General features: G+C 72.6%; 21 protein-coding genes and 1 pseudogene. 14 read left to right on the top strand and 8 right to left on the bottom strand.

Annotated features, from left to right (window positions below):
• The first annotated feature begins 112 nt into the window (after positions 1–112).
• Positions 113–760: an ATP-dependent Clp protease proteolytic subunit gene (locus IEY91_RS22925; protein WP_189175481.1), complete on the top strand. Its 648-nt coding sequence runs from the start codon at positions 113–115 to the stop codon at positions 758–760.
• Between the two features lie 65 nt (positions 761–825).
• On the top strand, positions 826–1440 hold the full coding sequence (locus IEY91_RS22920) for a ClpP family protease (RefSeq protein ID WP_164327932.1): 615 nt from the start codon (positions 826–828) through the stop codon (positions 1438–1440).
• Here IEY91_RS22920 and IEY91_RS22915 read toward each other — a convergent pair.
• Both IEY91_RS22915 and IEY91_RS22910 read right to left on the bottom strand, forming a co-directional pair.
• Positions 1403–2149, bottom strand: a complete 747-nt coding sequence (locus tag IEY91_RS22915; RefSeq protein WP_189175480.1) for an NUDIX hydrolase — start codon at positions 2147–2149, stop codon at positions 1403–1405. The genes IEY91_RS22920 and IEY91_RS22915 overlap by 38 nt on opposite strands.
• Before the next feature lie 90 nt (positions 2150–2239).
• Complete coding sequence (locus tag IEY91_RS22910; protein WP_164327931.1) at positions 2240–2770, bottom strand: helix-turn-helix domain-containing protein; 531 nt, start codon at positions 2768–2770, stop codon at positions 2240–2242.
• A gap of 309 nt (positions 2771–3079) precedes the next feature.
• On the opposite strand from IEY91_RS22910, the gene IEY91_RS22905 reads away from it, so the two are divergent.
• Positions 3080–3532, top strand: coding sequence for a hypothetical protein (locus tag IEY91_RS22905; protein ID WP_189175479.1), 453 nt, complete (start codon positions 3080–3082; stop codon positions 3530–3532).
• A 162-nt stretch (positions 3533–3694) separates the two neighbouring features.
• Positions 3695–6058, top strand: coding sequence for a protein translocase subunit SecD (secD, locus tag IEY91_RS22900; RefSeq protein ID WP_189175478.1), 2364 nt, complete (start codon positions 3695–3697; stop codon positions 6056–6058).
• 90 nt (positions 6059–6148) lie between these two features.
• Here secD and IEY91_RS22895 read toward each other — a convergent pair whose 3' ends face one another.
• Positions 6149–7483 carry a M64 family metallopeptidase gene (locus tag IEY91_RS22895; RefSeq protein WP_189175477.1) on the bottom strand — a complete coding sequence of 445 codons (1335 nt, stop codon included), beginning with the start codon at positions 7481–7483 and terminating at the stop codon, positions 6149–6151.
• 286 nt (positions 7484–7769) lie between these two features.
• Here IEY91_RS22895 and IEY91_RS22890 point away from each other — a divergent pair, with 286 nt between their 5' ends.
• Positions 7770–9152: a tetratricopeptide repeat protein gene (locus IEY91_RS22890; RefSeq protein WP_189175476.1), complete on the top strand. Its 1383-nt coding sequence runs from the start codon at positions 7770–7772 to the stop codon at positions 9150–9152.
• A 27-nt stretch (positions 9153–9179) separates the two neighbouring features.
• On the opposite strand, the gene IEY91_RS22885 is transcribed toward IEY91_RS22890, so the two are convergent.
• The 3 genes from IEY91_RS22885 to IEY91_RS22875 are packed head-to-tail and all read right to left on the bottom strand — an operon-like array spanning position 9180 to position 11210.
• Positions 9180–9455 (bottom strand): hypothetical protein, encoded by a 276-nt coding sequence (locus IEY91_RS22885; RefSeq protein WP_229697172.1) that lies wholly within the window; start codon positions 9453–9455, stop codon positions 9180–9182.
• A 53-nt stretch (positions 9456–9508) separates the two neighbouring features.
• A complete protein-coding gene (locus tag IEY91_RS22880; RefSeq protein WP_189175475.1) occupies positions 9509–10309 on the bottom strand; it encodes an SAM-dependent methyltransferase in 801 nt (266 codons plus the stop codon).
• Between the two features lie 40 nt (positions 10310–10349).
• A complete protein-coding gene (locus IEY91_RS22875; RefSeq protein WP_189175596.1) occupies positions 10350–11210 on the bottom strand; it encodes a GntR family transcriptional regulator in 861 nt (286 codons plus the stop codon).
• Positions 11211–11660: 450 nt separating this feature from the next.
• Between IEY91_RS22875 and IEY91_RS22870 the strand changes: the two are divergent.
• From IEY91_RS22870 to IEY91_RS22855, 3 genes and pseudogenes are all read left to right on the top strand, one after another.
• Positions 11661–12461, top strand: a pseudogene (locus IEY91_RS22870) (glycoside hydrolase family 16 protein); the annotation flags it as partial.
• A 41-nt stretch (positions 12462–12502) separates the two neighbouring features.
• Positions 12503–13675: a GNAT family N-acetyltransferase gene (locus tag IEY91_RS42515; protein ID WP_306309911.1), complete on the top strand. Its 1173-nt coding sequence runs from the start codon at positions 12503–12505 to the stop codon at positions 13673–13675.
• A 124-nt stretch (positions 13676–13799) separates the two neighbouring features.
• Positions 13800–14855, top strand: coding sequence for a cation diffusion facilitator family transporter (locus IEY91_RS22855; RefSeq protein WP_373288000.1), 1056 nt, complete (start codon positions 13800–13802; stop codon positions 14853–14855).
• A gap of 41 nt (positions 14856–14896) precedes the next feature.
• On the opposite strand, the gene IEY91_RS22850 is transcribed toward IEY91_RS22855, so the two are convergent.
• Both IEY91_RS22850 and IEY91_RS22845 read right to left on the bottom strand, forming a co-directional pair.
• Positions 14897–15535: a histidine phosphatase family protein gene (locus IEY91_RS22850; RefSeq protein ID WP_189175474.1), complete on the bottom strand. Its 639-nt coding sequence runs from the start codon at positions 15533–15535 to the stop codon at positions 14897–14899.
• 163 nt (positions 15536–15698) lie between these two features.
• Positions 15699–16358, bottom strand: a complete 660-nt coding sequence (locus IEY91_RS22845) for a LysE family transporter (protein ID WP_229697170.1) — start codon at positions 16356–16358, stop codon at positions 15699–15701.
• Between the two features lie 368 nt (positions 16359–16726).
• On the opposite strand from IEY91_RS22845, the gene IEY91_RS22840 reads away from it, so the two are divergent.
• From IEY91_RS22840 to IEY91_RS22815, 6 genes are all read left to right on the top strand, one after another.
• Positions 16727–18037, top strand: a complete 1311-nt coding sequence (locus tag IEY91_RS22840; RefSeq protein WP_229697169.1) for an ABC transporter substrate-binding protein — start codon at positions 16727–16729, stop codon at positions 18035–18037.
• Positions 18038–18069: 32 nt separating this feature from the next.
• Positions 18070–19053: a carbohydrate ABC transporter permease gene (locus IEY91_RS22835; protein WP_189175473.1), complete on the top strand. Its 984-nt coding sequence runs from the start codon at positions 18070–18072 to the stop codon at positions 19051–19053.
• 15 nt (positions 19054–19068) lie between these two features.
• Positions 19069–19881, top strand: coding sequence for a carbohydrate ABC transporter permease (locus IEY91_RS22830; RefSeq protein ID WP_189175472.1), 813 nt, complete (start codon positions 19069–19071; stop codon positions 19879–19881).
• A gap of 26 nt (positions 19882–19907) precedes the next feature.
• The gene (locus IEY91_RS22825; RefSeq protein WP_189175471.1) at positions 19908–23072 is read left to right on the top strand and encodes a glycoside hydrolase family 38 N-terminal domain-containing protein; all 3165 of its coding nucleotides are present in this window, start codon (positions 19908–19910) and stop codon (positions 23070–23072) included.
• 75 nt (positions 23073–23147) lie between these two features.
• A complete protein-coding gene (locus tag IEY91_RS22820) occupies positions 23148–24881 on the top strand; it encodes a class I mannose-6-phosphate isomerase (protein ID WP_189175470.1) in 1734 nt (577 codons plus the stop codon).
• On the top strand, positions 24878–25774 hold the full coding sequence (locus IEY91_RS22815; protein WP_164317182.1) for an ROK family protein: 897 nt from the start codon (positions 24878–24880) through the stop codon (positions 25772–25774). The genes IEY91_RS22820 and IEY91_RS22815 overlap by 4 nt, the downstream gene beginning before the upstream one ends.
• Positions 25775–25819 lie beyond the last annotated feature (45 nt).

The following is a 25819-nucleotide window of genomic DNA, read 5'->3' as shown; positions in this document are numbered from 1 at the left end:
CCGAAAGGGCTCTGCCCTGGGCGAATCTGCCGACGGCCAAGAAAGCGGCCGATCCCCCTCGTCCCGATCCACAGTGGTCCCACCGACCGCACCACGACGAGGAGGCCCCGAGATGACACCGCCGCACACCGACTGGCCGGCGCACCCGCGCGCCGAGGACGGGGACACCCCCGCCAACCGCTTCGACGACCAGCTCGCCGCCCAACTGCTCGGCCAGCGCATCGTGTTCCTGGGCACCCAGGTCGACGAGGTCTCCGCGAACCGGGTCTGCGCCCAGCTCCTGCTGCTGTCCGCCGAGGACCCGCGCACCGACATCAGCCTGTACATCAACAGCCCCGGCGGCGGCGTGCACGCCGGGCTCGCCATCTACGACACGATGCGCCTGATCCCCAACGACGTGTCCACCCTCGCCATGGGATTCGCCGCCAGCATGGGCCAGTTCCTGCTCACCGTCGGCACCCCGGGCAAGCGGCACGCGCTGCCGAACGCGCGCATCATGATGCACCAGCCCTCGGCAGGCGTCGGCGGCACCACCGCCGACATCGCGATCCAGGCGGAGAACCTGGAGTTCACCAAGCGGTCCATCGAGGCCATCACCGCCGAGCACACCGGGCAGACCCCGGAGACCATCGCGCGCGACGGCGACCGCGACCGCTGGTTCACAGCTGAACAGGCCATGGAGTACGGCATGGTCGACCACGTGGTCACCTCGCTCGCCGACGTCCGCCCGGCGGCCTCCAAGCGACGGATGGGACTGTAGAGATGGGACACCACGCCACGACCATGGGATCCAACGCGACGACCATGGGACCGAACACGATGACCATGGCCCAGTACACGATCCCGACCGTCGTCGAACGCACCCCGCAGGGCGAGCGCGCCTACGACGTCTACAGCCGGCTGCTGTCCGAGCGCATCATCTTCCTCGGCACCGAGATCGACGACGGCGTCGCCAACGTCGTCATCGCCCAACTCCTCCACCTGGAGTCGTCCGCCCCGGAGAACGAGATCGCGCTGTACATCAACTCGCCCGGCGGATCCGTCACTTCACTCATGGCGATCTACGACACCATGACGTTCGTCGGCGCGCCGATCTCGACGTTCTGCGTCGGCCAGGCCGCCTCGACGGCGGCCGTGCTGCTCGCGGGCGGCGACCCGGGACGGCGGTTCGTCCTCGAACACGCGCGGGTGCTGCTCGGACAGCCCGCGAGCGGCGGCCAGCAGGGCACCGTGTCGGACCTGAGCCTGCACGCCAAGGAAATGGTCCGCATCCGCTCCCAGGTGGAGGAGGTCCTCGCCCGGCACACCCACCACGACGTGGCGACGCTGCGCGCCGACACCGACCGCGACAAGGTCTTCACCGCGCAGGAGGCGGTGGCGTACGGACTCGCCGACGAGGTCGTCAGCCGCCGCCGCGCGGCCGTGGGGATCGTGGGCTGAGCGGCGCGGTCGCCGCGTAGCGGGTGAGGACCGGTTCCAGGTAGTCCACGTGCGGCCCGGGAAGGCGCGCGAGGTCCGCCGGGGAGCCGACGAGGGCGATCCGGTCCAGCTCCGGTTCGCGGCCCCGGGCCGCCTCGGCGGACACCAGGGCCGCGAACCGCGCGTTCAACTCCGGCGCCGGACGGCACGGAGCGCGGAACAGGACACCGACGCTGCCGAACGCGCCGCGCGTGACGAGCCACAGCGTCAGGTCGTCCGGCGCGGTCTCGACACCCGTCTCCTCGACCAGCTCGCGCGCCGCGTGCCGGCGCAGCGCGGCCAGGTCGAGGGGGCGGTCGTCGGTGGGCGGTTCGACGGATCCGCCCGGCAGTTGCCAGCGGCCGGGCGTGGACGTGTACGACGCCATGCGTCCCACGACCACTTGCCCGTCCTCGGTCGGCTGCGCGACATCGACGAAGAGGGAGGGCAGGCAGGAGGTGGCGCCCGGCACGTGGCGCAGGGCGAAGCGCCGGTACGTCGTCCTGGCCCAAGTCAGCACCAGGCTCCCCGGCCCCTCCCAGGACAGCCCCGCACACGCCGCCACCGGCCCGTCGAAGAGACTCGGGTTGGCCCGCACCACCTCGTCCCAGGCGCGGTCCATCGCCAGCCGTTCGCCGGGCGGCGGCTGCGGCGCGGGGGTCTCTACGAGGCGGATGCGGCGTACGTCCATGAGGTCCACGCCGGACGCGGGGAGGTCCCCGCCGCACGTGCGGGGGACCGGGCCGTGCGGGGGCGGCCCGGTCGTCCTGTGCGCGGGCACCTACGCGGCGAGCCGGAGCCGCGCCTGGAACTGGCCGGGGCGTGCGGCGCCCTGCGCGGGCGAGGCCGAGATCACCGACACCGCACGCGCCTGGACGAGCGCCGTGGGTGCCGCGGAGCGCCGGTCGCGTCCGTGCGGGCGCCGCGTGGCCGCGACCAGCTCGCCGTGGGTCAGCGCGAGCAGGTCGGCGAGGCTCAGGCCGAGGGCGGACGCCGCGGCGGCGAGCACCTCGGAGGACGCCTCCTTGCGGCCGCGCTCCACCTCCGAGAGATACGGCACCGAGATCCGCGCCGCGTCCGCGACGTCCTTCAGCGTGCGCTCCTGGGCGCGGCGTTGGCGGCGCAGGACGTCTCCGACGAGGTGGCGCCAGAGCGGTTCCCGGGGGGCCGGGGCCTTGTCCGGGGCCGACGGGCGTGCGGCGGGGGCGGCCGTCGGTGCCGCGACCTCCGACGTCGGGGGCGCGGGGCGCAGGGGGATGACGCGGGCGGACCGGCCCGTCGGGTGCGGGGCCGCAGGGGCGGCCGGGGTCATCGGGTTCGTCGCGTGGCTGCTCACGGCTTCAGGGTAGGAGCGGCGGGCCGTCGGCGGTCGGCGTTCTGCCGTTGGCGTAGCGGGTTCTGCCGACGGCGAAGTGCGTTCTGCCTGCGGCTAAGTGCGGTGGCCTCGGCGGTGAAGGGGGGAACCTGACCGACCTGACTGAGCGGACGCGTCGGGAACCTAATCAATTCGCCCGCACGTTGAAGCGATTGGCGCCCCGAGCGCCGTGGCCGTGTGGGGATCCACCTCAGGCGCCCACTCCAATCGACCGTCCCCGACCCCGTACCGCGCAGGAGGCCCCGAGTGCCCTATCGCACCCGGTCGGCGCGCCTGGCAGCGTCCCTGCTCTCGGCCGTCGTCGCCGTCCTGGCGTTCGCGGTCCCCTCCTCCCGGGCCGCCACCGCGGTCGGCTCCGCCGCCCAGGCCTGGGTGACACCGGCCGCTGCCGCACAGCAGAGCGGCGGCCCGTACACCACCAAATCCCCGGGCCAGCAGCGGCCCAGGGCCCACGGCGCGCAAGCCTCGTACGGCACAGAGAGCCCGGCGGGGACCCGCGCGGTCCACGCGACGGTCGCGCATCTCCACCAAGGGCACCTCCCGCACCCGCCGTTCCCCGGGACCACCGGCCCCGGCGCCGAGCGCGCGCCGCACCGGTCCCTCGGCGGACCGGACGCCCGCCCGTTCACCTCCACGCCGCCCGCGCGGTTCGCGCACGCGGCAGCAGAGCCGCGCGGCCCCCCTTCACGACGGAGCTGACGACACCTCACCGGACGCCGCCCGACCGGCCGGAGCCTCCGGGCGCGAGCATGCCCGCGCCCGGACCGGCTGCCGGAGCCCGTCCGCATTTCGTCACGGCGTCCTCGTGACGCCTTCTTCGTGACGCCTTCCTCGTGTTCCTCGTGGATGTGGAGAACTCCCATGCCCCGCGCACCCTTGTGGCGGGCGATCGTCGCGCTCGTCGCCGTCGCCGCCTCGCTGTATCTCGCCCTCACCCAGTCACCCCGCCTCGGACTCGATCTGAGAGGCGGCACGCAGATCGTCCTGGAGACCAAGGACTCACCCACCGTCGAAGCCGACGCCGACGCCACCCGCAGGGCCGTGGAGGTCCTGCGGCAGCGCGTCGACGCCCTCGGCGTGTCCGAGCCGAGCCTCACCCAGGCCGGAGACAGAAGGATCATCGTCGAGCTGCCGGGGGTGCAGGACCCCCGCGAGGCCTCCCAGGTGATCGGCCGCACCGCACAGTTGTCGGTGCACTCCGTGACCGAGCAGACCGACCGGAAGGAATCGCCCAGGCCCGCCGCCGACGGCTCCCGCACCCTGCCCGACCCCGACCGCCCCGGCGGCCACCTGAAGCTCGGACCGACCGTCCTCACCGGCGAGGGCGTCAAGAACGCCGAGGCGGTCCTCGACCAGCAGTCCATGAACGGCTGGTACGTCACGCTCGACTTCCGCGGCAAGGCGGGCGGCGACTGGGCCCGCGTCACCGGTGAGGCGGCGTGCGCACCCCAGGGCGCGCCGGAGCGTCGCGTCGCCATCGTCCTCGACGACAAGGTCATCTCGGCGCCCGGTGTGAACGCGGACGTCGCCTGCAAGACCGGCATCACAGGCGGCAGCACCCAGATCACCGGCGGCTTCGACGAGGACGAGGCCCGCGACCTGGCCGCCCTCGTCAAGGGCGGCGCCCTGCCCGTGCCCGTCGACGTCGTCGAACAGCGCACCGTCGGCCCCACCCTCGGCGCCGACGCCATCGCCGCGAGCACCCAGGCCGCCCTCATCGGCCTGGCCCTGACGGCCCTGTTCATCACCGTCGTCTACAGGCTCCTCGGCGCCCTGGCCACCCTCGCGCTCGCCCTGTACGGACTCATGTCGTACGCGGCCCTCCTTGCCATCGACGCCACCCTCACGCTGCCGGGCCTTGCCGGGTTCGTCCTGGCGATCGGCATGGCGGTCGACGCCAACGTGCTGGTCTTCGAACGCGCGCGGGAGGAGTACCTGGGTCCGCGCGCCGAGGGAGCGGCGGCCCGCGCGCGGGGCACGGCAGGCAAGAGCCTGCCCAAGGCGCTCCACACCGGCTTCGCCAAGGCCTGGAGCGCCGTCATCGACTCCAACGTCACCACGCTGCTCGCCGCGGGCCTGCTCTTCTACTTCGCCACCGGTCCCGTGAAGGGCTTCGGCGTGACGCTGTCCATCGGCGTCCTGGTGTCGATGGTCTCGGCGTTCGTGGTGACACGGGTGCTCGCCGAGACCGCCGTCCGCAGAGGCTTCGTACGCCGCCGTCCCCGCCTCACGGGCCTCGCCACCACCGGCCGTGTCCGCAGCCTTCTCGCCCGCCGCGAACCGCGCATCGTGCAGCACCGGCGCCGCTGGCTCGGCGCCAGCGCCCTGCTGGTCGCCGTTGCCGTCGCGGGCATCGCGCTGCGCGGGCTCGACCTGGGCGTCGAGTTCACCGGCGGGCGCCTCGTCGAGTACTCCACCAGCAAGCAGGTCGACGCCGACACGGCCCGCAAGGCCGTCGCCGACGCCGGGTTCCCGCGCGCCGTGGTGCAGGAGTCCGGCGCGGGCGACATCACCGTACGCACCGGTGAACTCAGCGACGCCGAACAGCAGCAGATCAAGGAGGCCCTGGCCGAGAAGGGCGGCGGGCGGGCCACCGTCGAGCGCGACGAGCAGATCGGCCCGAGCCTCGGCGACGAGCTGCGCCAGAAGGCGCTCATCGCGCTCGGCATCGCGGTGGCCGCCCAACTGATCTATCTCACCGTCCGGTTCCGCTGGACGTTCGCGTCGGCCGCCGTCACCGCGATGGCGCATGACGTGCTGCTGGTGGTGGGCCTGTTCGCCTGGCTCGGCAAGACCGTCGACAGCGTCTTCCTGGCCGCCGTGCTCACCGTGATCGGCTACTCCGTGAACGACACCGTCGTCGTCTTCGACCGCATCCGGGAGGCGCGCCGCCGAGATCCCCGCGCCGACCTGACGGCGACCGCCAACAAGGCCGTCATCCGGACGCTGCCACGGACCGTGAACACGGGCATGGGCGCGCTGTTCGTCCTTGCCGCCCTCGCCGTGCTCGGCGGCGACTCGCTCGCGGACTTCTCCGTGGCGCTGATCGCGGGCGTCGTCCTCGGCATGGTGTCGACGGTGTCCGTGGCGGTACCGGTCGCCGTGCTCCTGGAGAAGCGCAAGCCCAAGGCGCCACGCGGGCGGCCCACGTCGGAGAGGCGGGACCGGCCCGCCAGTCCGCTGGAGGCCCGGCGCCGACAGCGCGGAACGGGCGCCGTGGTGTGACACCGAGACCGGCCGGTGAGCCCTCGCCCCTTGGGGCATCGGGTCCCACCGGCCGGCCTCCTCGCGTCGGTCAGCGGTTCACGTGACGCGTCACCGCGCCACCCGCCACGTCACCGAACCCTTGAGGAGCTTGCGCAGCTCCGGGTCGCGGACCGCGCCGGTCGGGTCCGTGGCCCGCACCGTGACCTCGTGCGCGCGTCCGTCGGCGGGCACGCCCAGGGCCTTCGGCGTGATGGACCGCGCGTCGGCGCCCTTCTTCACGGACCGCCCGTCGACGGACCACCGCAGCCGCACACCTTCGGCGGCCTGCACCTTGACGCGCTGGCTCCGCCGCACTTCGGTGTCCGTGGGCGTGACGGCGGAGACGGCCGGCGCGTGGCGGTGGAAGCCCGCGATCATCGCCTCGCGACCGGGCGAGTTGAACTCCCGGCCGAGCGTGCGCATGATCGAGTTCTCCGTGGGCCGGTACAGGCCGCGCGGGTAGTAGCCGCCGCCCTCGTACGCGCCGACGGTGCCGCCGTCCGGCGAGGACTGGCCGATCCAGCGGTACCACTTCTTCTTCTGCGCGGTGAGCTGGGGAGCGGTCAGCTTGCTGATGTTCGACTCCCACGGCTCGGCGCCCGTGTACGTGCCGTACTCCTCGTACACGTACTCGTCCGCGAGCTTGCCCAGGGAGTGCCCCGTCTCGTGCACCACGACCTGCGAGGACTGGGCGTGGTCGGAGGAGCCGGTGGCGATGCCGTCGTAGCCGGACGGCGAGGTGATGTCGTTGTAGCCCGCGCCGCCGTACTTGGTGGAGTTGGACAGCACGATCACCAGGTCCGGATCGGCGGCCTTGCTGGCGTACGCCTCCACCTTGTTGGTGTCGACGCACAGCAGCCGCTCGATGCCGTCGCAGTAGAACGCCGAGCCGAGGGCGGTGTCCTTGCGGACGTCGCTCGTCGGGTCGCCCGAGACGCCCGACTGCCGCGAGTGCGCGTCCACGGCCCAGACGTTGAAGAGGTTCTTGTACGAGCGGTATGGCTCGACGGCCGACACCTCCGCCCACTTCGTCCGCACGTCGGCGTGGAAGTCCTCCTGCTGGGCGGCGGTGTAGCCGTCGCCGACGAAGACGACGTCCGCCTTGGAGCCGACCGGGCCGTTCTGCACGATCGGGACGACGGTGCCGTCGTCCGCGACGGACTTGCGCTCCTTGCTGGTGAGGGGGTCGGAGACCGGCACTTCGGTGTGCCGGGGGTGGCCGTCGGGGCCGGTGAAGTACTCGACGTGCTGGGTGGACTGGGTGGGCCGGGAGGCGGTGGGTCCGGGTTCCGGCTCCGCGGTGGCACCCGCGGTGGCGGCGAGAGTCGCCGCGAGGGCGACGCCGACGGCTGTTGCGATCTTGAGCGGCGTACGTCTGGCTATGCCGGACTTGCGTCTGCGCATGGTGGGGGTCCTTCCGAAATCCGCCGTATAAGTGGCGAGTTAAGCCTGGTTAAGGCGCCGCTCAACGTAGAGGCTGCGGAGGCTTCAGGCAATGCCGATGCGCAAGTTACTTATGGGACACGTGAGTTCACGCCGGCGGGGCTGCCCGCCCGACCGCTGGTGGCCGCTCACCGCGCACCAGGTCCCGACCCCCGTGAGGGTGACAGAAGGCCGAATTCTTACCGGCATCTATGCACCACCGCCGACATCGACTTAGCTCGGGGCCCTGACCTACGGAAGGGGAGAGGTGGCGGAGAACAGTCCCGAGGGCGTGCGGCTCGACGACCCCGTCGAGATCGGCCGCCGCGTGCTGCGGCTGCGTACCGAACGGGGGCTCACCCAGCGCCAGCTGGCCGAGCCCGCCTACACGGCCGCGTACGTCTCCACGCTGGAGTCGGGCAGGGTGCGGCCGTCGGAGTCCGCGCTGCGGCATCTCGCCGGACGGCTCGGCGTCGGCTACGAGGAACTGGCCACAGGACGCCCCGCCCACCTGGCCACGGACCTGCGACTGCGCCTGACCGACGCGCGGCGCGCCCTCGCCACCGGCGATCCCGAGGACGCCGCCGCGGTCTTCCGCACCCTCGCCGAGGAGGCCGTGGCGCACGAACTCCTCGAGGAGCAGGCCGCCGCCCTCCTGGGACTCGGCGACTGCCTGCTCGAATCCGGCGAACTCACCGACGCCCGCGACTGCTTCGCCGCCGTCGAACGCCTCCTCGCCGACCAGCCCCTGCCGCTGCGCGTCCCCGCCATCCGCGGCCGCGCCACCGCCCACCTCCTCACCGGCGAACTGCGCTACTCCTGCTACCTCCTGGAAACCACCCTCGACGAACTCAACGCCTCAGGCCTGCACGACCCCGACGCCCTGCTGCTCCTCTACACGGCCTCCATCGCCCCCTACATGGACATGGGCGCGCACGCCCGCGCCGCCCAGGCCGCCGAACTCGCCCTCGCCCTCGCCCCGCGCGTCAGCGATCCGGCACTGGTCGCCCACATGCACCGCGGCGTCGCCCGCACCCTCATCGCCGAAGGCCGTACCGCCGAGGCGGACGCGTCCCTCGCCAAGGCCCAGGAGCTCTACCGGCATCTCCAGATCCGCACCGAACTCGCCCACTGCCACTGGATGCGCGGCTATGTCCACGCCCAGGACGGCGACCTGGAGGGGGCCGAGAGCGAGCTGCGCACCGCCCGCGACATGCTCGCCTCCAAGCGCGCCGCGCTCTTCACCGAGCAGGTCGAGGTCGAACTCGCGGACGTCCTGCGGCGGCGCGGCAAGGCCGAGGAGGCGGAGGCACTGCTGCGGCCGCTGCTCACCTCCGGCGAGGAGCCCGGCACCCTGGGCGCCGAACGCGGCGCCGTGCACGCCGGGGGCGCCCACCGGCTCCTCGGCCTGATCGCCGAGGAGCGCGGCGACACCGACAGCGCCGAGGAGCACTACTGCGCCGCCCTCTCCCTCCTCGAACGCTCCAGCGCCGCGGGCGACCTGGCCGACCTGTGCCGTCTCCTCGGCGACCTGCTGCGCCGCACCGGCCGCATAGAAGCCGCCCTGGACGCCTACCGCACCGGCCTCGGCCACCGCGCGGCCCCCGGCACCACGACCCTGGGCCCGGCCCCGGCGACCCCGCCGATGTGAAGGCCGCCCTCCGGGTGCGGAAGGGGCCTACTCGCCGTACTCCCGGTCGTCCACAGGAGCTTCCGGCAACTGGGCCTCGAGGGACTCCCGGTAGCGCACGCAGCCGCGCATGAAGCGGGGCCACGGCGGGACGGCCACGGCGGGTTCGACCCGCTCCGGCAGGAGATCCCAGAGCTGCGGGTGGTGCCAGCACAGGTCGTGGCCGGTGCTGTCGCGGTGGGTGCGGACGGCCGCGCGGAGGCGGCGCAGCTCGGTTTCCAGTTCCTCGCGGGTCAGTTCGCGCAGGTCCTCGTCCAGGTCCATGGCCGCACCCTAGGGGGCGGCGCGGCCGCCGGGCAGGGGCCGCACCGCCGACGTCACTCGCGCGGGGCCTCCGGGACGCGGGCCACGCCCACGTAGAAGCCGCTGCGCTCGCGCGCGGGAGCAGGGCCTTCCTGGTGCCAGTCGGTGGCGCTGACCAGGCCGGGTTCGACCAGGTCGAGGCCGTCGAAGAAGCGGGCGACCTCGGCGCGCGTGCGCATCCGCAGCGGCACCTGGCCCTCCTTGTACGCGGTCGAGACGGACTTCTCCAGCTCCGGGTGCTCGTCGGCGGTGCCGTGCGAGAACATCAGGAAGCTGCCCGGCGGGAGCGCGTCGACCAGGGTGCGGGTCAGGGCGTACGGATCCTCCTCGTCGGTGATGAAGTGCATCAGCGCGATGAGGGACAGCGCGACGGGACGCCGGAAGTCCAGGAAGCCGCGGGCGTGTTCGAGGATGTCCTGCGGCTCGCGCACGTCGGCCTGGATGTACGTGGTGGCGCCGTCCGGCGTGCTCACGAGCAGCGCCTCGGCGTGGCGCAGCACGATGGGGTCGTTGTCGGCGTACGCGATCCGGGCCGAGGGAGTGATCGCCTGCACGATCTGGTGCAGGTTCGGCTCGGTGGGGATGCCGGTGCCGATGTCGAGGAACTGATCGATGCCCTGGTGGGCGAGCCACGCGGCGGCGCGGTGCATGAAGGCGCGGTTGCGGGCCGCGTTGGCGCGGGCCGCCGCGGGCAGCTTCTGGCCCAGCTCCTGGTCGACGAGGTAGTTGTCCTTGCCGCCGAGCAGCCAGTCGTAGACCCGTGCCGGATGCGGCTTGCTGGTGTCGATCACGAGGGGGTCGCGCTCTGCCGTCATGCGTCGCTCCACTGGGGGGTCGGAGGTGCCGTGGCCGGGGTCACGGCTGCTCCTGCGTATCTTGCACGTCCCCCAGGGTGGATGACGTCACGGGGTCGCCGCCCGCGAAGTCGCAGGGCGGGATGCCGGGGTGGTGGCCGCCGGGCGCCGGGTCGGACGCCGGGTCGGGTGTGGTCGCGGGGCCGAGGGAAAGGCGGGAGACGATGCGGTAGCGGTCGCCGCGGTACAGGGAGTGGACGTACTCCACCGGCCGGTCCGAGGTGTCCGTGGTGAGCCGCTCGAAGAGCAGCGCGGGCGAGAGCTCGGGCACGTCGAGGAGGCGTGCCTCGGAGCGGGTGACGACGGTCGGCTCGATCGTCTGCGTCGCCTCGTGCACCCGCACCCCGTGCCGTTCGCGAAGGTGCGCGTACAGATCGCCCGCCTCCAGCTCCCGCGCCGAGAGACCCGGCACCAGGTCGGCCTTGAGGTGCAGGTGCTCGACGGCCATCGGTACGCCGTCGACGAGCCGCAGCCGCGCCACGTACACGATCTGCCCCGCCGGTGACATCCGCAGCCTGCGGCCCACCCGGGCGCCGGCGGCGACCGTGGTGAACTCGAGCAGGCGGCTCGACCAGGTGCCCGCCGCCTGGGGCACCGTGAGCGTCGCCCGCTCGGAGACCAGCTCCTGGGTGATCTTCGCCGGTGCCACGAACATGCCGCGGCCGTGTTCGCGTACGAGAAGTCCCGCCGCGACGAGTTCGTCGACCGCGGTCCGCAGCGTCGGCCGGGACACGCCGAGGCGGGCGCACAGCGTCCGCTCCGACGGGATGCCGTCGCCGGGCTGCCTCGACTCGATGAGTTCCAGGACGAAGTCGCGCACACGCTCCCGCTTGAGCACCGTCCCCGGTGCGTCGGTCTCCATGTCGCCCTCCGCCGCGTCGCTGGTCAAGCGAAGTGTAGCCATCACGATCGCACCCCGGGGGTAACGGAGGCACCAACTCCTGGAGTCGGTACGTGAGTTGGTAGTCGGTCGGGCTCACGCGCCGAGGGTTGACGGGTCTGTGGGGGCGTGCCACCTTCATTCACCGTCAAGTGGTCACTTGACCAGTTGACACAACTGGTCAAGTCGAGGCTTTCGCGACTGCCGGACGCCCCGCCCCCGCACGACGGCGGGCCGCCCGGATTCCCCCACAGTTCCCGTTCCGGAGAGGAACACCCGATGACCCAGCCCGTGACGCCCGCCCCCACCAGGCGCACACGCCTGCGCACCGCCGTCGCCCTCACCAGCGCCCTCGCCTGCGCGGCCCTGACGGCGCTCCCCGCAGGAGCCGACTCCCGCGCTTCCGCCCCGCGCGGCGAGGCTGCCGACGCCGTCCTGTTCGACGACTTCACCTACACCGCCCACGACGACCCGCGCCTGTCCGCGCGCGGCTGGAGCGTTCGTTCCAACGCGGGCGGTCCCGGTGTGCCCGGCGCCTCCTGGGTGCCGCGGAACGTCACGTTCCCCTCGGCCGGCGGGAACTCCGTCATGAACCTGGAGACCAAGACCGCGGGCACGGCCGCGAGCACCGAGCAGACCGAGGTCCTCACCCGCTCCGCCAAGTTCAAGAACGGCACCTACGCGGCCCGCGTGAAGTTCAGCGACGCCCCGCCCTCAGGACCCGACGGCGACCGCGTCGTCCAGACGTTCTTCACCATCAACGACCTCAAGGCCCCCATGGCGGACGACTACTCGGAGTACGACTTCGAGTACCTCCCCAACGGCGGCTGGGGCGAGAGCGGCAACATCCTGTACACGACGTCCTGGGAGACGTACAACCCCGACCCCTGGCAGGCCGTCAACCAGCACACCGAGCGCCGCGAAAGCTACGCCGGCTGGCACGACCTGGTGCTCACCATCGACGACCGGACCATCACGTACTACATCGACGGGCAGCACTTCGGCACCCACGACGCCGCGTACCTCCCCGAGCGCCCCATGTCCATCAACTTCAACCAGTGGCTGATCGACCTGGCGGGTCAGCCCGGCAGCCAGCCCCGCTCCTACCACCAGCAGGTCGACTACGTCCTGCACGTCAAGGACCAGGTCCTCACTCCGGCACAGGCGAGCCAGCGGGTCGCGGCGTACCGGGACGCGGGCACGGAGTTCGAGGACACGGTGCCCGCGCCGTAGCCGGAAGAGGGGGCGGCGGGCCGCTCTGCTGAGATGGGATCATGACAGCACAGCAGCCCGCACCACCCCCGACGTCCCCTGCCCGCACGGCCATCGACTGGCCGGTCTCCCTCGCGACGCCGCGCCTGACCCTGCGTCCCGTGGCGGAGCCGGACGTTCCGGACGTCGTCCGGCTGTGGACGGACCCCGAGGTGCGCCGGCATCTCGGCGGCCCCGTCGCGGAGGACGTGGTGCGCGCCCGCAGGAGCCACTGCGTGGGTGCGAGGGGCGTGTTCAGCGTCGTGCGGACCGCCGACGGCGCCGTACTGGGCCTCGCCGTGGCCGCGCCGGACGCCCGCGACGGCCGCACGGAGGTCTCGTACCAGTTCCTGCCAGAGCACTGGGGGAAGGGGTACGCCCGCGAGGCCGTCGCCGCCGTCGTGGACTGGGCGGGGAGCGGGGTCCGCTCCTCCGCGTCCGGGGTGGTCGCGGTGACGCAGGCGGCGAACCGGCGGTCCCGGCGGCTGCTGGAAGGGCTCGGCGCGACGGTGGCGGACACGTTCGTGGAGTGGGGCGAGCCGCAGGTGTTGTACGTCTTCGGCGCGGGAGTGGACGCGTCCGTGACCGCCACCCTGCGCGTGCCCGGCGCGGACGGGCTGCCCGGCATGGTGCTGCGACCGTGGCGGGACGACGACGCGGCTGCGCTGATCGATGTGTACCGCGATCCGCTGATGCGGCGCTGGACGCGCATGCCCGTCTCCGACCGCGCGGACGCCGCGCGTTGGCTGGAGGTGCGGCACAGAGGCTGGGAGCGGGGCGACTACCTGAGCTTCGCCGTCGTGGAGCAGGGCGAAGGGGCGCTGTCGGGGTTGGTTGCCAACGTCGTGGTCAAGGGGCCGCGCGCCGCCACCGGGGTCGGTGAGGTCGGGTACTGGACGGCGGCGCGGGCGCGTGGGCGTGGGGTCGCGTCGCGGGCCCTCGACGCGCTCACCGACTGGGCGTTCGGCACCTTCGGTGGCGGCGGGCTGCACTGGCTGCACCTGCTGCATCAGGTCGACAACGCGGCGTCGTGCCGCGTCGCGGAGAAGACGGGGTACGAGCTGAACGCCGTCCTCCCCGTGCGGCCGCCGTTCCCCGCGCCGGGGCATCTGCACGTCAGACGGCGCGTGACGCTCGGGAGCGCGGAAAAGAGCGCGACGTCAAACGTCATTTCTCGGCCGTTGCCGGCGAGGTGAATTCCGGCGTCCCCGACAAGGCATCGGCAGTCGCTGTTTTCGGCATTGAAAACGGTCACCGATGCAGCCTTTGCGGGCTTCGTCAATGTGCGCTTGACTGCCGTGAGTTGGCCGCCGCGACACCTTGGGGGAATTTCCTGTGGGGCACGCTCACACGCACCACGACGGGCACGACCACCAGGCAGGGAGCCATGGCGGGCACAGCCACGGCGTCTCCGCCGACGCCGACAGGCGCTGGCTTTCGCTGGCACTTGTATTGATTGGCGTTTTCATTTCGGTGGAGACCGCCATTGCGTTCGTGTCCGGTTCGCTGGCGCTGCTGTCCGACGCCGTCCACATGCTCACGGACGCTTTCTCCATCATCCTCGCGCTCGTCGCGATGCGCCTCGCCGCCCGCCCCGCCAAGGGCACGTACACATTCGGACTGAAGCGCGTCGAGATACTCTCCGCCCAGGCCAACGGCCTCACCCTGCTGCTCGCGGCGGTCTGGCTCGGCTACGAGGCCGTGGTGCGGCTGCTGCACCCGCCGGAGGTCACCGGCTGGATGGTGCTCGCCACCGCCCTCACCGGCGTGGCCGTCAACCTCGCCGCGGCCTGGTGCCTGTCCAAGGCCAACCGGGCATCGCTGAACGTCGAGGGCGCCTACCAGCACATCCTCAACGACCTGTACGCGTTCATCGGCACCGCCGTCGCCGGTGTCGTCGTCATGACCACGGGCTTCGCGCGCGCCGACACCATCGCCACGCTCTTCGTCGTCGTCCTCATGGTCAAGGCGGGCTGCGGACTGCTCCGCGACTCCGGCCGCATCCTGCTGGAGGCGGCGCCCGCGGGCCTCGACCCCGACGCCATCGGCGACCGGCTCGCCACGGCGCCCCACGTGGCGGAGGTCCACGACCTGCACATCTGGACCATCACCTCCGGCGAACCCGCCCTGTCCGCCCACGTCCTGGTCCACCCCGGCGGCGACTGCCACGCCGTACGCCGCGACCTCGACACACTCCTGGCCGAAACGTACGGCCTCACGCACACCACGCTCCAGATCGACCACGAGGACCCGGAAGGCACCACGGACCACGCCCCGCACCCGGCCGCTGTGTCCGCGCCCGCCGGGGCCGGTGCGGCACCCCACTGCGCCAACGGGCACGGCCCCACACACCGGCGCGAGCCGCACGCCCACTGAGGGGGCGCGGAGCCTGCGCGGGGCGGTACGGCTGCTCGGGCTCAGACGTGCAGTTCCGGCGGCAGGCCCGTCCAGCGGAGTTCGGGTGGCAGGTGCCCGGTGTCGTTGTAGAGAAGCAGGGACGCCGGGCGGCCCGGCGCGTAACGGATCACGGTGAGGCCCGCGTTGGCGTGGTTGAGGCCGATCCAGCGCCACGGCGGCGCGTCGAGGGCGGCGCGGACCAGCCAGCCGATGAGGAAGTTGTGCGTGACGACCAGTTCGTGACGGGGTACGTCGCCCTCGACCGGGCCGGTGAAGCGGTCGAGGGCCGCCTGCGCGAGGGCGGGGCCGCGGTCGCGTTCGTCCGCGGGGAAGGCGGAGAGACGGTCGAGTATGGCGTCGGCCGCGTCCTCGGGGAGTTCGTCGCGGGTGGGGAGATGGGGGATGTAGTCGCCGGCGGCTTCGGAGGGCGTCAGCGCGGTGGTGCTGGCGGTGGTGCTGTTGCGTTGGGCGTGGATCAGGTGGGCCGTCCGCTTGGCGCGGGGGAGTGGGCCGTGGCTGATCTCCGCCAGGGGGATGTCCCGCAGGCGTTCGCCGAGCAGGGCTGCCTGGCGGCGGCCTCGGTCGGTCAGGTCGGACTCGTCCGGGGTCGCTTCGCCGTGGCGGGCGAGGTAGAGGTGGCGGGCGGTGGTTCCCGGCATGTGGGGGCTCCTCCTTAGGGGGTGCTCGGTCACGATCGCGGTCCGGGGGGTCGCTTCCCGTCGCGTGTCGTGATCATGATGGTGTGCGGGGAGGGACGCCGGGGCGTCGAGGGTGGTTCCGTGGACGTCGCCTCCGTGGCGCCGGGGATGAGCCCCGCTGAAGTCACGGTGCCGCCACCACCAGATGCACCGCCAACCCGATGATCAGCGCACTGGACGCGAGCGCCGTACACAGCCGTCCCCGGCGACCCGTCAGCGCTCGTCCGAGCAGCGCTCCGCCCCCGGCGAGCAACAGTTGCCAACTCGCGGACGCGACGAAGGCGGCGAGGGTGAACACCGCCTGCCCGAGGCGGTCGGGCTCTGCGTCGGACTGGCCGCCGACGACGAGCGCGGCGAAGTAGAGCACGGTGGTCGGGTTGAGGAGGGTGATGCCCAGGAGGCTCGTGTACGCCCGGGACGCGGACGTCGGGTCCTCATCGTCCTCCCCGGCCGCGTGCGGCGGCCTGCGGTGCTGGGCGAGGGCCGACGCGGCCGAGCGCAGCGCCAACGAGGTGAGCACGCAGGCGGAGATCCAGCGCAGCGGGCCCATGAGCGGGCTGACGACGGGTGCCGCCGCAGCGCCCGCGACCGTCGCGACCAAGGCGTACAAGCCGTCGGCGGTCGCGACTCCGAGCGCCGCGCAGACACCGGTCCGCAGCGAGGTGCGGGCGGTGAGTGCCACCAGGTGGGCCGCGACCGCTCCGACCGGCATGGCGATGCCATAACCGGCGAGGAGCCCCGCGACCAGGTACCCGGTCACCGGCGAGGAAGCGTGGGCCTCCACGGTCGGCCGGGCTGCTGCTGAACCTTCGCCGGACGGGCGGCGGAGGCGGGCGGCAGCGGGGCGGCGAGGGATGCGGTGGCCATGGGGCGATGGTGTTGCCGGGACGGCGGACCGGGCAACCGAGTTTCGGCGGTACGAGGGCTGTCTGTCCTGCTGGACTGGTGCAGGGCGCACGGCTCTGGTGTCGCGGTCGGCGGCGGCAGTGTGGGGTACGCGCGGCGTGGCTGGCGCGATCCAGCCCCTGTTCCACCCCACCCCTCCCGCACTCCCTTGACAACCACCCCCACCGCCACGACGCTCCACCACGCTCGTGTTAACGCTAACACCGGCCGGGACGGACGCCCGGGACCCACCTGTGGGGGCACCCCATGCCAGGTACGAAGCCCACCGCGCACCCCGCGCACCCGCCCGTGCCCCGCCGCGCCCTCCTCACCGCAGCCGCCGCCGCAGCCGGCACCCTCGCCACCGCCTGCGGCACCGCCAAGGGCCAACCCCCAGGCAAGGTCGCCGTGTTCGGGGACAGCGCCGCCTGGTCGGCGCCGATGGCCGCGGCCGGGGCGGCGATGAAGTCGGTCGCGGGGCTGCGGCTCGTACCCGAAGTCAATCCGTCGCTCGAGTCGTTCGAGCAGGTCGTGAAGTCCTCGCTGCGGACGAACAAGACCCCGGACATGCTCAAGTACTGGTCGGGCTACCGGCTCCAGGACCTGGCCCGCACCGGCGGCATCGCCGACCTGAGCGGCCAGTGGGACGCGGCCGTCGCCCGGGGCTGGGCCGACCGGTCGCTGCGTGAGGCGTTCACGTACCGGGGCCGCGTCTACGGACTGCCGATGAACCTCGCGTACTGGGTGTTCTTCCACAACCCCGAGGTCTTCGCGGAGCACGGCCTACAACCCCCGCGCACCTGGGGCGATTTCCTCGCCGCCGCGGACCGGCTGAAGCGGAACGGCGTCACCCCGCTGCACGGCACCGCCGACGGCCGCTGGCCCTCGTTCATCTGGTTCCAGGAGATCCTCAGCCGCCAGGACCCCCGGTTCTACGACGACTTGATGAACGGCCGCGAGAAGTACACCGACCCGCGCGCCGAACGCGCCCTGCGCACCCTTGCCTCGTTCTTCGACAAGGACTGGTTCACGCCGATGGACATGAACCACGTCGACGCCGCGGCGGCCCTCGTGCACGGCAAGGTCGGCATGCTGCCCTGCGGCACCTGGCTCGGCTCCACCCTCACGGCATCGGGCGGCAAACCGGGCAAGAACGTGAGCGCCTTCGTGCTGCCCATGGCCGACCCGAAGGCCCGTCCTGCCGTCGTCTTCGAGTCCAGCGCCCTGGTGGCCACCGTCAAGGGCCCCGACCGCGCCGAGGCGTTGAAGGCCACCAGGAACTGGATGCACCCGGCGGTGATGAAGGCCTTCTCGCACGCGCTCGGGGACGGCTGCCCCAACCCGAAGGTCCCCGCCGCCAATCCGGTCGTCGGCGCACTGGCCAAGAAGGTGCGGGGAGACCGGCTGTGGCTGCTCAACCGGTTCTGGGAGCAGGGCCCGCCCGAGCTCGTCGAGGCGACCGTCGACGACCTCGCGGGCTTTCTGCTGAACCCGTCCTCGTACCGCAAGGTCCTGCGCACCATGCAGGACCGCGCCGACGAGGCCTGGAAGGTGTGGCGGGAGGCCGAGCGCACATGAGGGCGCACATGAGGGCGCGCATGAGAGCGCACATGACGGAGATCGCCACCCCCGCCCCGGCCTCCGCCCCCGCCGAAGCCAAGCCGCGCCGCGTCCGCCGCCGCGTGCCCCACCGCACACCCCACCAGGCCGTCCGCCCCAGCGCCCGCCTCGGCGGACCCCTGGCCGCACTGCCCTGGGCGCTGCCCGCCTTCGCCTTCGTCGGCGTGCTGCTCGTCTACCCGTTCTTCCGCAGCGTGTACGGCAGCTTCTTCGAGGACGACGGCTTCACCAGCCGCTTCACCGGCATCGACAACTACACGCGGCTCGCCGACGACCCCGTCTTCGGCCGCTCGCTGCTCAACACCCTGATGTGGGTGGCCGGGACGCTGCTGCTTCCGGTGCTGCTCGGGCTGCTGATCGCGGTCGCCACGCACCGGATGCGGTTCGGCGGAATCGCGCAAATGGTGATCGTGCTGCCGTTCGCGATCTCGGCCGCCGCCACCGCCGTCCTGTGGAACTTCATGCTGACCTCCGACGGCGCGGTCAACCAGTTCCTGCGCGGCGTTGGCCTCGACTCGTGGGCGCAGACCTGGCTCCTGGAGTGGCCGCAGAACACCCTCGCCCTGATCGTCGCCGGCACCTGGCAGGCGACCGGCATCAACGTCGTGCTGTTCGCCATCGGCCTGCGCGTCATCCCCCGGGACACCGTCGAGGCCGCCGAGCTGGACGGGGCGAGCGGGTGGCGGATGTTCCGGTACATCACGCTTCCCCAGCTGAGGGCGGTGACCGTCGTGGTCGTGGGCATGGCCGTGGTGAACAGCCTGAAGGCGTTCGACCTGATCTGGATCCTCACCAAGGGCGGCCCGTCGCGCTCGTCGGAGACCCTCGCCCTGACCATGTACCGCGAGGCGTTCCGGCTGTTCCACGTGGGCTACGGCTCGGCGATCGCCCTCGTCCTTTCCGTCATCGTCGTCGCCTCGTCCTGGGCCTATCTGCGCCGCCAGATGCCCGACACCGGCTGGGCGAGGGGCTGAGGAGGGGAGCGGGCCGTGGGACGTGTCGTACGCAACCTCTTCGTCGCGGGATGTGTGCTGCTCTGGCTGATCCCGCTCTACCTGCTCGTCGTCAACGCGCTGACCCCGTCGACCGAGTACGAGGGCAGGCCCGACTGGACCTTCCAGGGCTTCGACCTCGTCGACAACGTCCGCACGGCCTGGACCGAGGCGGGCATCGGCGACAGCTTCCAGGCCTCGCTCCTGTACGCCGCGGTGTGCGGGCTCGTGGCGGTGCTCGTCGCCGCGATGGCGGCCTTCGCGGTCGTCGTCCTGCCCATCCCCAGGCCCGCGTTCTGGTTCTGGCTGATCTACTCGGGCACGCTGTTCCCGCTCCAGATGTTCCTCGCGCCGCTCTTCGGTCTGTACGCGGACGCCAATCTTTACGACACCAGGCTCGGCCTGATGCTGGTGTACGTGGCCTGGGCAGTCCCGTTCGCGTTCTTCCTGATCCGCAATCAGATGACCACGATGCCCCCGGAGCTGACGGAGGCCGCGCTGATCGACGGGGCGTCCTTCGGGCGGATCTTCTGGCGCATCCACGTACCCCTGATGCGGGCGGGGCTCGGCGCCGCCTTCCTCTTCCAGTTCACCGCCGTCTGGAACGACCTGCTGCTCGGCATCACCCTCAGCCGCAGCGCCGACGTACAGCCCGTGATGGCCGCCCTCACCACCCTCAACAACGCCTACTCCTCCTCGGGGCCGCCCGTGATCCTCGCCGGAGCACTGGTCGTCTCCGCCCCGACCCTCCTGCTCTTCCTGGTGTTCCGCGGCCTGTTCCTGCGCGGCATCACCGCCTCCACCCGCTGACCCACGACCACCCGGGAGCCATCCGCATGACGACACGCGCCCTGGTCCGCACCACCGACTGGGACAACGACCGCATCCGCGCGAGCCTGCGTGCCTCGGTGGTCGCAGCCGAGGGCACACTCGACGGCCGCGTACTGCGGCTCACCGGGGAGCCCCTGATGCGGTACGCCGACGACGGCACGCTGCTGCAGTCACTGCGGGTCGAGCCCGTCAACGGGTCTGTGTTGCCTGGTGAGTTGGAGGTGCGTACGGAATCGGGGGCGGTGCTGCGCGCCGAGCGTGTGGCCGGGCCCGGCCACTCCGTGCGGCTGCTGGTGCCCGCCGTCGCGGCGCCCACCCGCGTCACCGTCGGCCTGCCGGGCGGCGGCGAGGACATCGACGTACGCCTCACACCGCAGCGCGAGTGGACCATCCACCTGGTGCACCACTCACACCTCGACATCGGATACACCGACCCGCAAGGGCAGGTCCTCAACGAGCACCTGTCCTTCCTCGACTCCTGTCTTGAGCTGACCCGGGCGACGGACGACTGGCCCGCCGAGTCCCAATTCCGGTGGTGCGTCGAGTCGTTGTGGTCCTTCCGGCAGTGGGCGAACTCTCGTCCCGCGGAGCAGGTCGCGGAGCTGATACGCCGGGTGGGGGAGGGGCGTATCGAGCTGACGGCGCTGCCGTTCAACCTGCACACCGAGACCTGCTCCACGGACGAGTTGCACGAACTGCTGCGCCTGGCCCACGACATACGCGACCGCTACGGGGTGCGCTTCACCTCCGCCATGCAGACGGACGTGCCGGGCGCGGTGGTGGGCCTGGTGGACGCGCTGGCGGGTGCGGGGATCAAGTACCTGTCCGTGGCGCACAATTGGGCGGGGCGGTCGGTGCCGCACCTGGTCGGCGGGGAGAAGCTGCCGCGCCTTTTCCGGTGGCGGGCGCCCAGCGGCAACAGCGTTCTGGTGTGGATGACCGACACTCCGCACGGGCTCGCGTACATGGAGGGCCCGCTCCTCGGCTTCGACACCGCGTACGCCGACGTCGACGACCTGCTGCCCGCCTATCTGACGTCCCTCGCGAGCCACCCCTACCCCTACCCGGGCGGCATCTTCGGCTGGGCCATGGACAAGGAGGACATCAAGCGCGAGCCCTACCCCTGGGACGTCCTGCACCTGCGCGTCCAGGGCAAGTTCGGCGACAACGCGCCGCCGCGCCGCGTCATCGCCGACACCGTGCGCCGCTGGAACGAGACGTGGGCGTACCCCCGCCTCCGGCTCTCCCGCAACGAGGACTTCTTCCGCGACGCCGAGGCCAGGCTCGGCGGCGGGATCGCCACCTTCGAGGGCGACTGGACCGACTGGTGGGTCGACGGCGTGGGATCCGGGGCGCGGCCCCTGTCGCTCGCCCGCACCGCCCAGTCCGTGGTCGCCGACGCCCAGACCATCGGCACGTTCGCCGCCCTCCTCGACGCCACGGGGGCCGAGGACGACACGCGTGACGCCGCCGGGGTCTACGAAGCGGTGTCGCTCTTCGACGAGCACACCTGGGGCGCCGGCGACCCGTGGACGCACGGCGACGAGGGCGGCCACTCCGGGGAGCACCAGTGGCACTGGAAGTACGGGCAGGCGATGCGCGCCCACGACGACGGGAACGCGCTCCTGCACCGGGCGAGCGCCCGCCTCGGCCAGCGGCTCGCCGCCGCGCCGGACGCCCTGGCGACGTACCACGTGGTCAACACCTGCTCATGGCCGCGCACGGACGTCGTACGGATCTTCCTGCCGGAGAGCAGCGTGCCGCCGGCACAGGCTGTGGCCGTTCGGGACGGCCGCAGCGGCCGGCGGCTCGTGCACGAGGAGCGGCCGCAGAGCAACGCCGACCACCGGGACGCCGGGCGGTTCCTCGTGGTGCGCGTGGACGACGTGCCCGCGGTCGGTTCCGTACGTCTCGACGTCACCGCCGACGACACGGGCACTCCCGAGGCGGGCGGGACCACCGTCGTCAAGGCCGCCACCGGCTGGAACCCCACCGGCGGCACCGAACGTGAGGACCCCGCCGAGGCCGCCGCGCAAGCCCTCGCCCACCCCGCGCCGACCCTCCTGGAGAACGAACACCTCGCCGTCCGCGTCGACCTGGCGCACGCCTGCGTCGCCTCGATCATCGACAAGTCGACCGGCCGCGAACTCGTCCGCGCGGACCCGGTCGTCGGCTTCAACGGCTACTTCCACGACAGCTACACCACCTCCGGAGGCTTCAACCACAACTCCAGCCGCACCACCGCCTCCGACCGCCTCGAACACCTCGGGAAACGAGCCGTCGCCCCGCCCGCCGCGCTCATCGCCCGCACCTCCACGACGACCGCGGAGTCGCTCACGTACGAGACACGCCCCGCCGGCGCCAACCGGCTGCGCGTCACCCTGACCCTGCCGCGCGGTGTGCCCCGCCTCGACATCGAGAACCGCCTCGACAAGGACCGCACCCTGGGCAAGGAGAGCGCCTACTTCGCGTTCCCCTTCGCCTTCGACGACCCGGCCGTCCGCATGGAGGCGACCGGCGGCGTCACCGGCAGCGGCCTGCCCGTGGTGCCGGGGTCCGCGCTCCACATGCGGGCCGTGCGCCGCTGGGTGACCCTCGCGGACGCGGGGTGCGCGGTCGCCTGGTCCACGCAGGACGCGCCGCTCGTGCAGTTCGGCAATGTCGCGCTGCCGTACGCGCCGTTCCCGAAGACGATGGGCCACGACGAGCCCGCCACGGTCTTCTCCTGGATCCACAACAACCTGTGGGACACCAACTTCCCGAGCGCCCAGGGCTTCGAGTTCACCTTCCGCTACAGCCTCGCGTGCGCGCCGACCGCCGACGGGCTCGGGCCGCGCACGGCCGCGGCGTTCAGCAGGCCGCTGCGGGCGGTGCGGGCCCGGGGTGCGGGGGAGGCCGATGTGGCGTCCCACGCCTTCGTCGAGCTCGGCGACGAGCGGGTCCGGCTCGTCGGTGCGACGGTGCCGCGGGCCGGTGAAGTGCTGCTGCGGCTCCAGTCGTTCGCGGAGGAGGCGGTGGAGTGCCGGGTTCTGGCCCGCTTTCCGGTGCGGGCCGCGTACCGGGCCGACTATCTCGGGGCGAAGGGCGCCGAACTGCCGTGTGTGGAGGGGGTTATGAGGCTCGCCGTGCCGGCGCTGGCGACGGTGGCTGTGCTGCTCGTACGTCCGTGAACCCGCGGGGTGGGCGAGCGTACGCCCGCCCCTGAACCACCCGTACCGCCCGCACCACTGCACGAAGGAGAACGTGTGTACCGGCTCGACCCGCGATACGGCCCCGCGCCGGGGGCCGTGCTGGCCGCCGGCCGGCGCGCCGTGGCGGCACAACTGCCCAAGGGCCCGGCGACGGTGGCGATCGACGGGCCGCCGTCCGTGGACTTCCCCCGCCTCGCCGCCCACCTCGCCCAATCCCTGGCCGCCGAGGGAGTGCCGGTGCGCACCCTCGACACGACCGCCCACCACGCGCCGCCGGACGAGGTGCGGCGCCGCACCGACGACGGCTCCGGCGACCCCTACTACTGCCGACTCGCCGACAACCCCCTCACCGACCTCTTCGACGCGCTTCCCCGCCCCGAACGGCCCACGGACGGCCTGCTGTTGGTCCACGGCCCCGGCGCCGCGCTCGTCCCGCACGACTGCCTCTGGTACGCCGACGTACCCAAGCGGTACGCGGAGGCGGCCGTCGCCGCGGGCACCGGCCGGAACCTCGGGCTCCCGGGCCAACGCGCCGACCTGCGGCGGCTGTTCTACGTCGACTGGCCGATGCTCGACCGCCACCGCGACACCCTCGCCCCGCGCGTCGACGCCTGGCTCGACACGCAGGAGCCGGACCGGCCCGTGTACGTCGACGGGCCCGGCCTGCGGGCCACCCTCGCCGCCCTCGCCCGACAGCCGGTGCGCACCCGCCCCTACTTCAACTCCACACCCTGGGGCGGACAATGGGCCCAGCGCGCGCTCGGCTTCGACCCCGGCGCCCGCAACACGGCCCTCGGCTACGAACTCATCGCCCCCGAAGTGGGCGTCCTCATCGGCACCGGCCCCGACCTCCAGGCCGAGATCCCCTTCCAACTCCTGTGCGCCCTGCACCCGGACGAACTCCTCGGCACGGACGTACGCGCCCGCTTCGGCACGTCCTTCCCGATCCGCTTCGACTACCTGGACACCGTCGACGGCGGCGACCTGTCGGTCCACTGCCACCCGCGAGAGCCGTACATGCGCGAACGGTTCGGCTGGCCCTACACCCAGCACGAGACGTACTACATGACCCTCGGCAGCCCCCGCACCCGCGTGTTCCTCGGACTGCGCGAGGACGCCGACGTCGAACTGTTCCGCAAGGAGGTCGAGGAGGCGGCCCAGGACGGCGTGCCGATGGACCCCGCGGACCACGTCCTGACGTTCCCCGCCGAACAGGGCCGACTCTTCATGATCCCGGCCGGCACCCCGCACGCGAGCGGCGCAGGCAACCTCGTCCTGGAGATCAGCGCGACCCCCTACCTCTACAGCCTGCGCTTCTACGACTGGCTCCGCCCCGACGCCGACGGCCGCCCCCGCCAACTCCCCTACGAACACGGCCTCGCCAACCTCGACACCCACCGCCGCGGCGACGCCGTCACCCGCGACCTCGTCCAGGAACCCCGCCTCCTGCGCTCCGGTGACGGCTGGCACGAGGACGTCATCGGCGCCCTCGACGAGATGTTCTACGAGGTACGGCGGTACGCCCTGGACGCGGGCGCCGTCGCCCACGACGACACGGCGGGCCGCTTCCATGTCCTGAACGTGGTGGAGGGGGAGGGTGTGGAGATCCTGACGGCGGCGGGTCACCGCCATGTGTTGGCGTACGCGGAGACGCTGACGGTTCCGGCGGCGGTCGGGGCGTATCGGATCGTGGCGGGGGGTGGGGGCGCGAAGGTGGTCAAGGCGTTGGTGGGGTTGTCGGCCGAGGCGGGGCGCCGCGCGTCTGGTCCGGACGTGGGGCGGTCATGAGGCCGGTGCGGGAGCTCTGGAGGCCGGTGCTGGAGATCGGCGGTACGCACGTGACCGCCGCGCTCGTCGCTACCAGCGCCGACGCCGACTCCGGAACTGGCCCGGCCCAGGTGCTCCGCCGCGCGCACCGCACCCTGGACCCGCGCGGTACCGCCGAGCAGGTCCTCGGCGCGGTGGTCCGCTGCGCCACGCAGGTCGACGCCCCCGCCGCCGCGGTGTGGGGCGTCGCCGTCCCCGGCCCCTTCGACTACGACAAGGGCGTCGCGCGCTTCGAAGGCGTGGGGAAGTTCGACGACCTGTACGGCATCGACGTGGGCTCGGTCCTGCTCGACGGCGTATGGCCGCGCCCCGCCGGCACCGTCTTCCTCAACGACGCGCACGCCTTCGCCCTCGGGGAGTGGACGGCGGGCGCCGCGCGCGGGCACCAGCGCTGCGTGGGCATCACGTTGGGCACGGGCGTGGGCTCGGCGTTCCTGGTGGACGGGGACGTACGCAGGGACGGGCCGGGGGTGCCGCCGCTCGGCCGCGCCGACCTGCTGAAGTCCGAAGGCCGCCCGCTGGAGGACGTCGTGTCGCGGCGGGCGCTGCTCGCGCGGTACGGGGACCGGGAGGCGGAGCTGTCCGACATCGCCGCGCGGGCGCGGGCGGGCGAGGCGCGCGCCGCCCACGTACTCGACGAGGCCCTGACCGCGCTCGGTCGCGCTCTCGCCCCACACGTACGGGACTTCGAGGCCACCGCGCTGGTGGTCGGCGGCGGCCTCGCCCGCTCCTGGGACGTGGTCGAGCCCTCGCTGCGCGACGCGTTGGGGGATACTCCGGTCACGCTGTGCGCGGGGGCGTTGGGGGAGGACGCGGGGCTGGTGGGGGCGGGGGTCTACGTGGCGGCGGGGTGAGTGGGTACGGAAGCTCAGGGGGTCATTCGGCCTTTGTACGAGACA

Origin of the sequence: Streptomyces lasiicapitis (genome assembly GCF_014646335.1) — a bacterium.
GTDB classification, from domain to species: Bacteria; Actinomycetota; Actinomycetes; order Streptomycetales; family Streptomycetaceae; genus Streptomyces; species Streptomyces lasiicapitis.
This window is presented reverse-complemented; position numbering and strand designations above follow the sequence as displayed.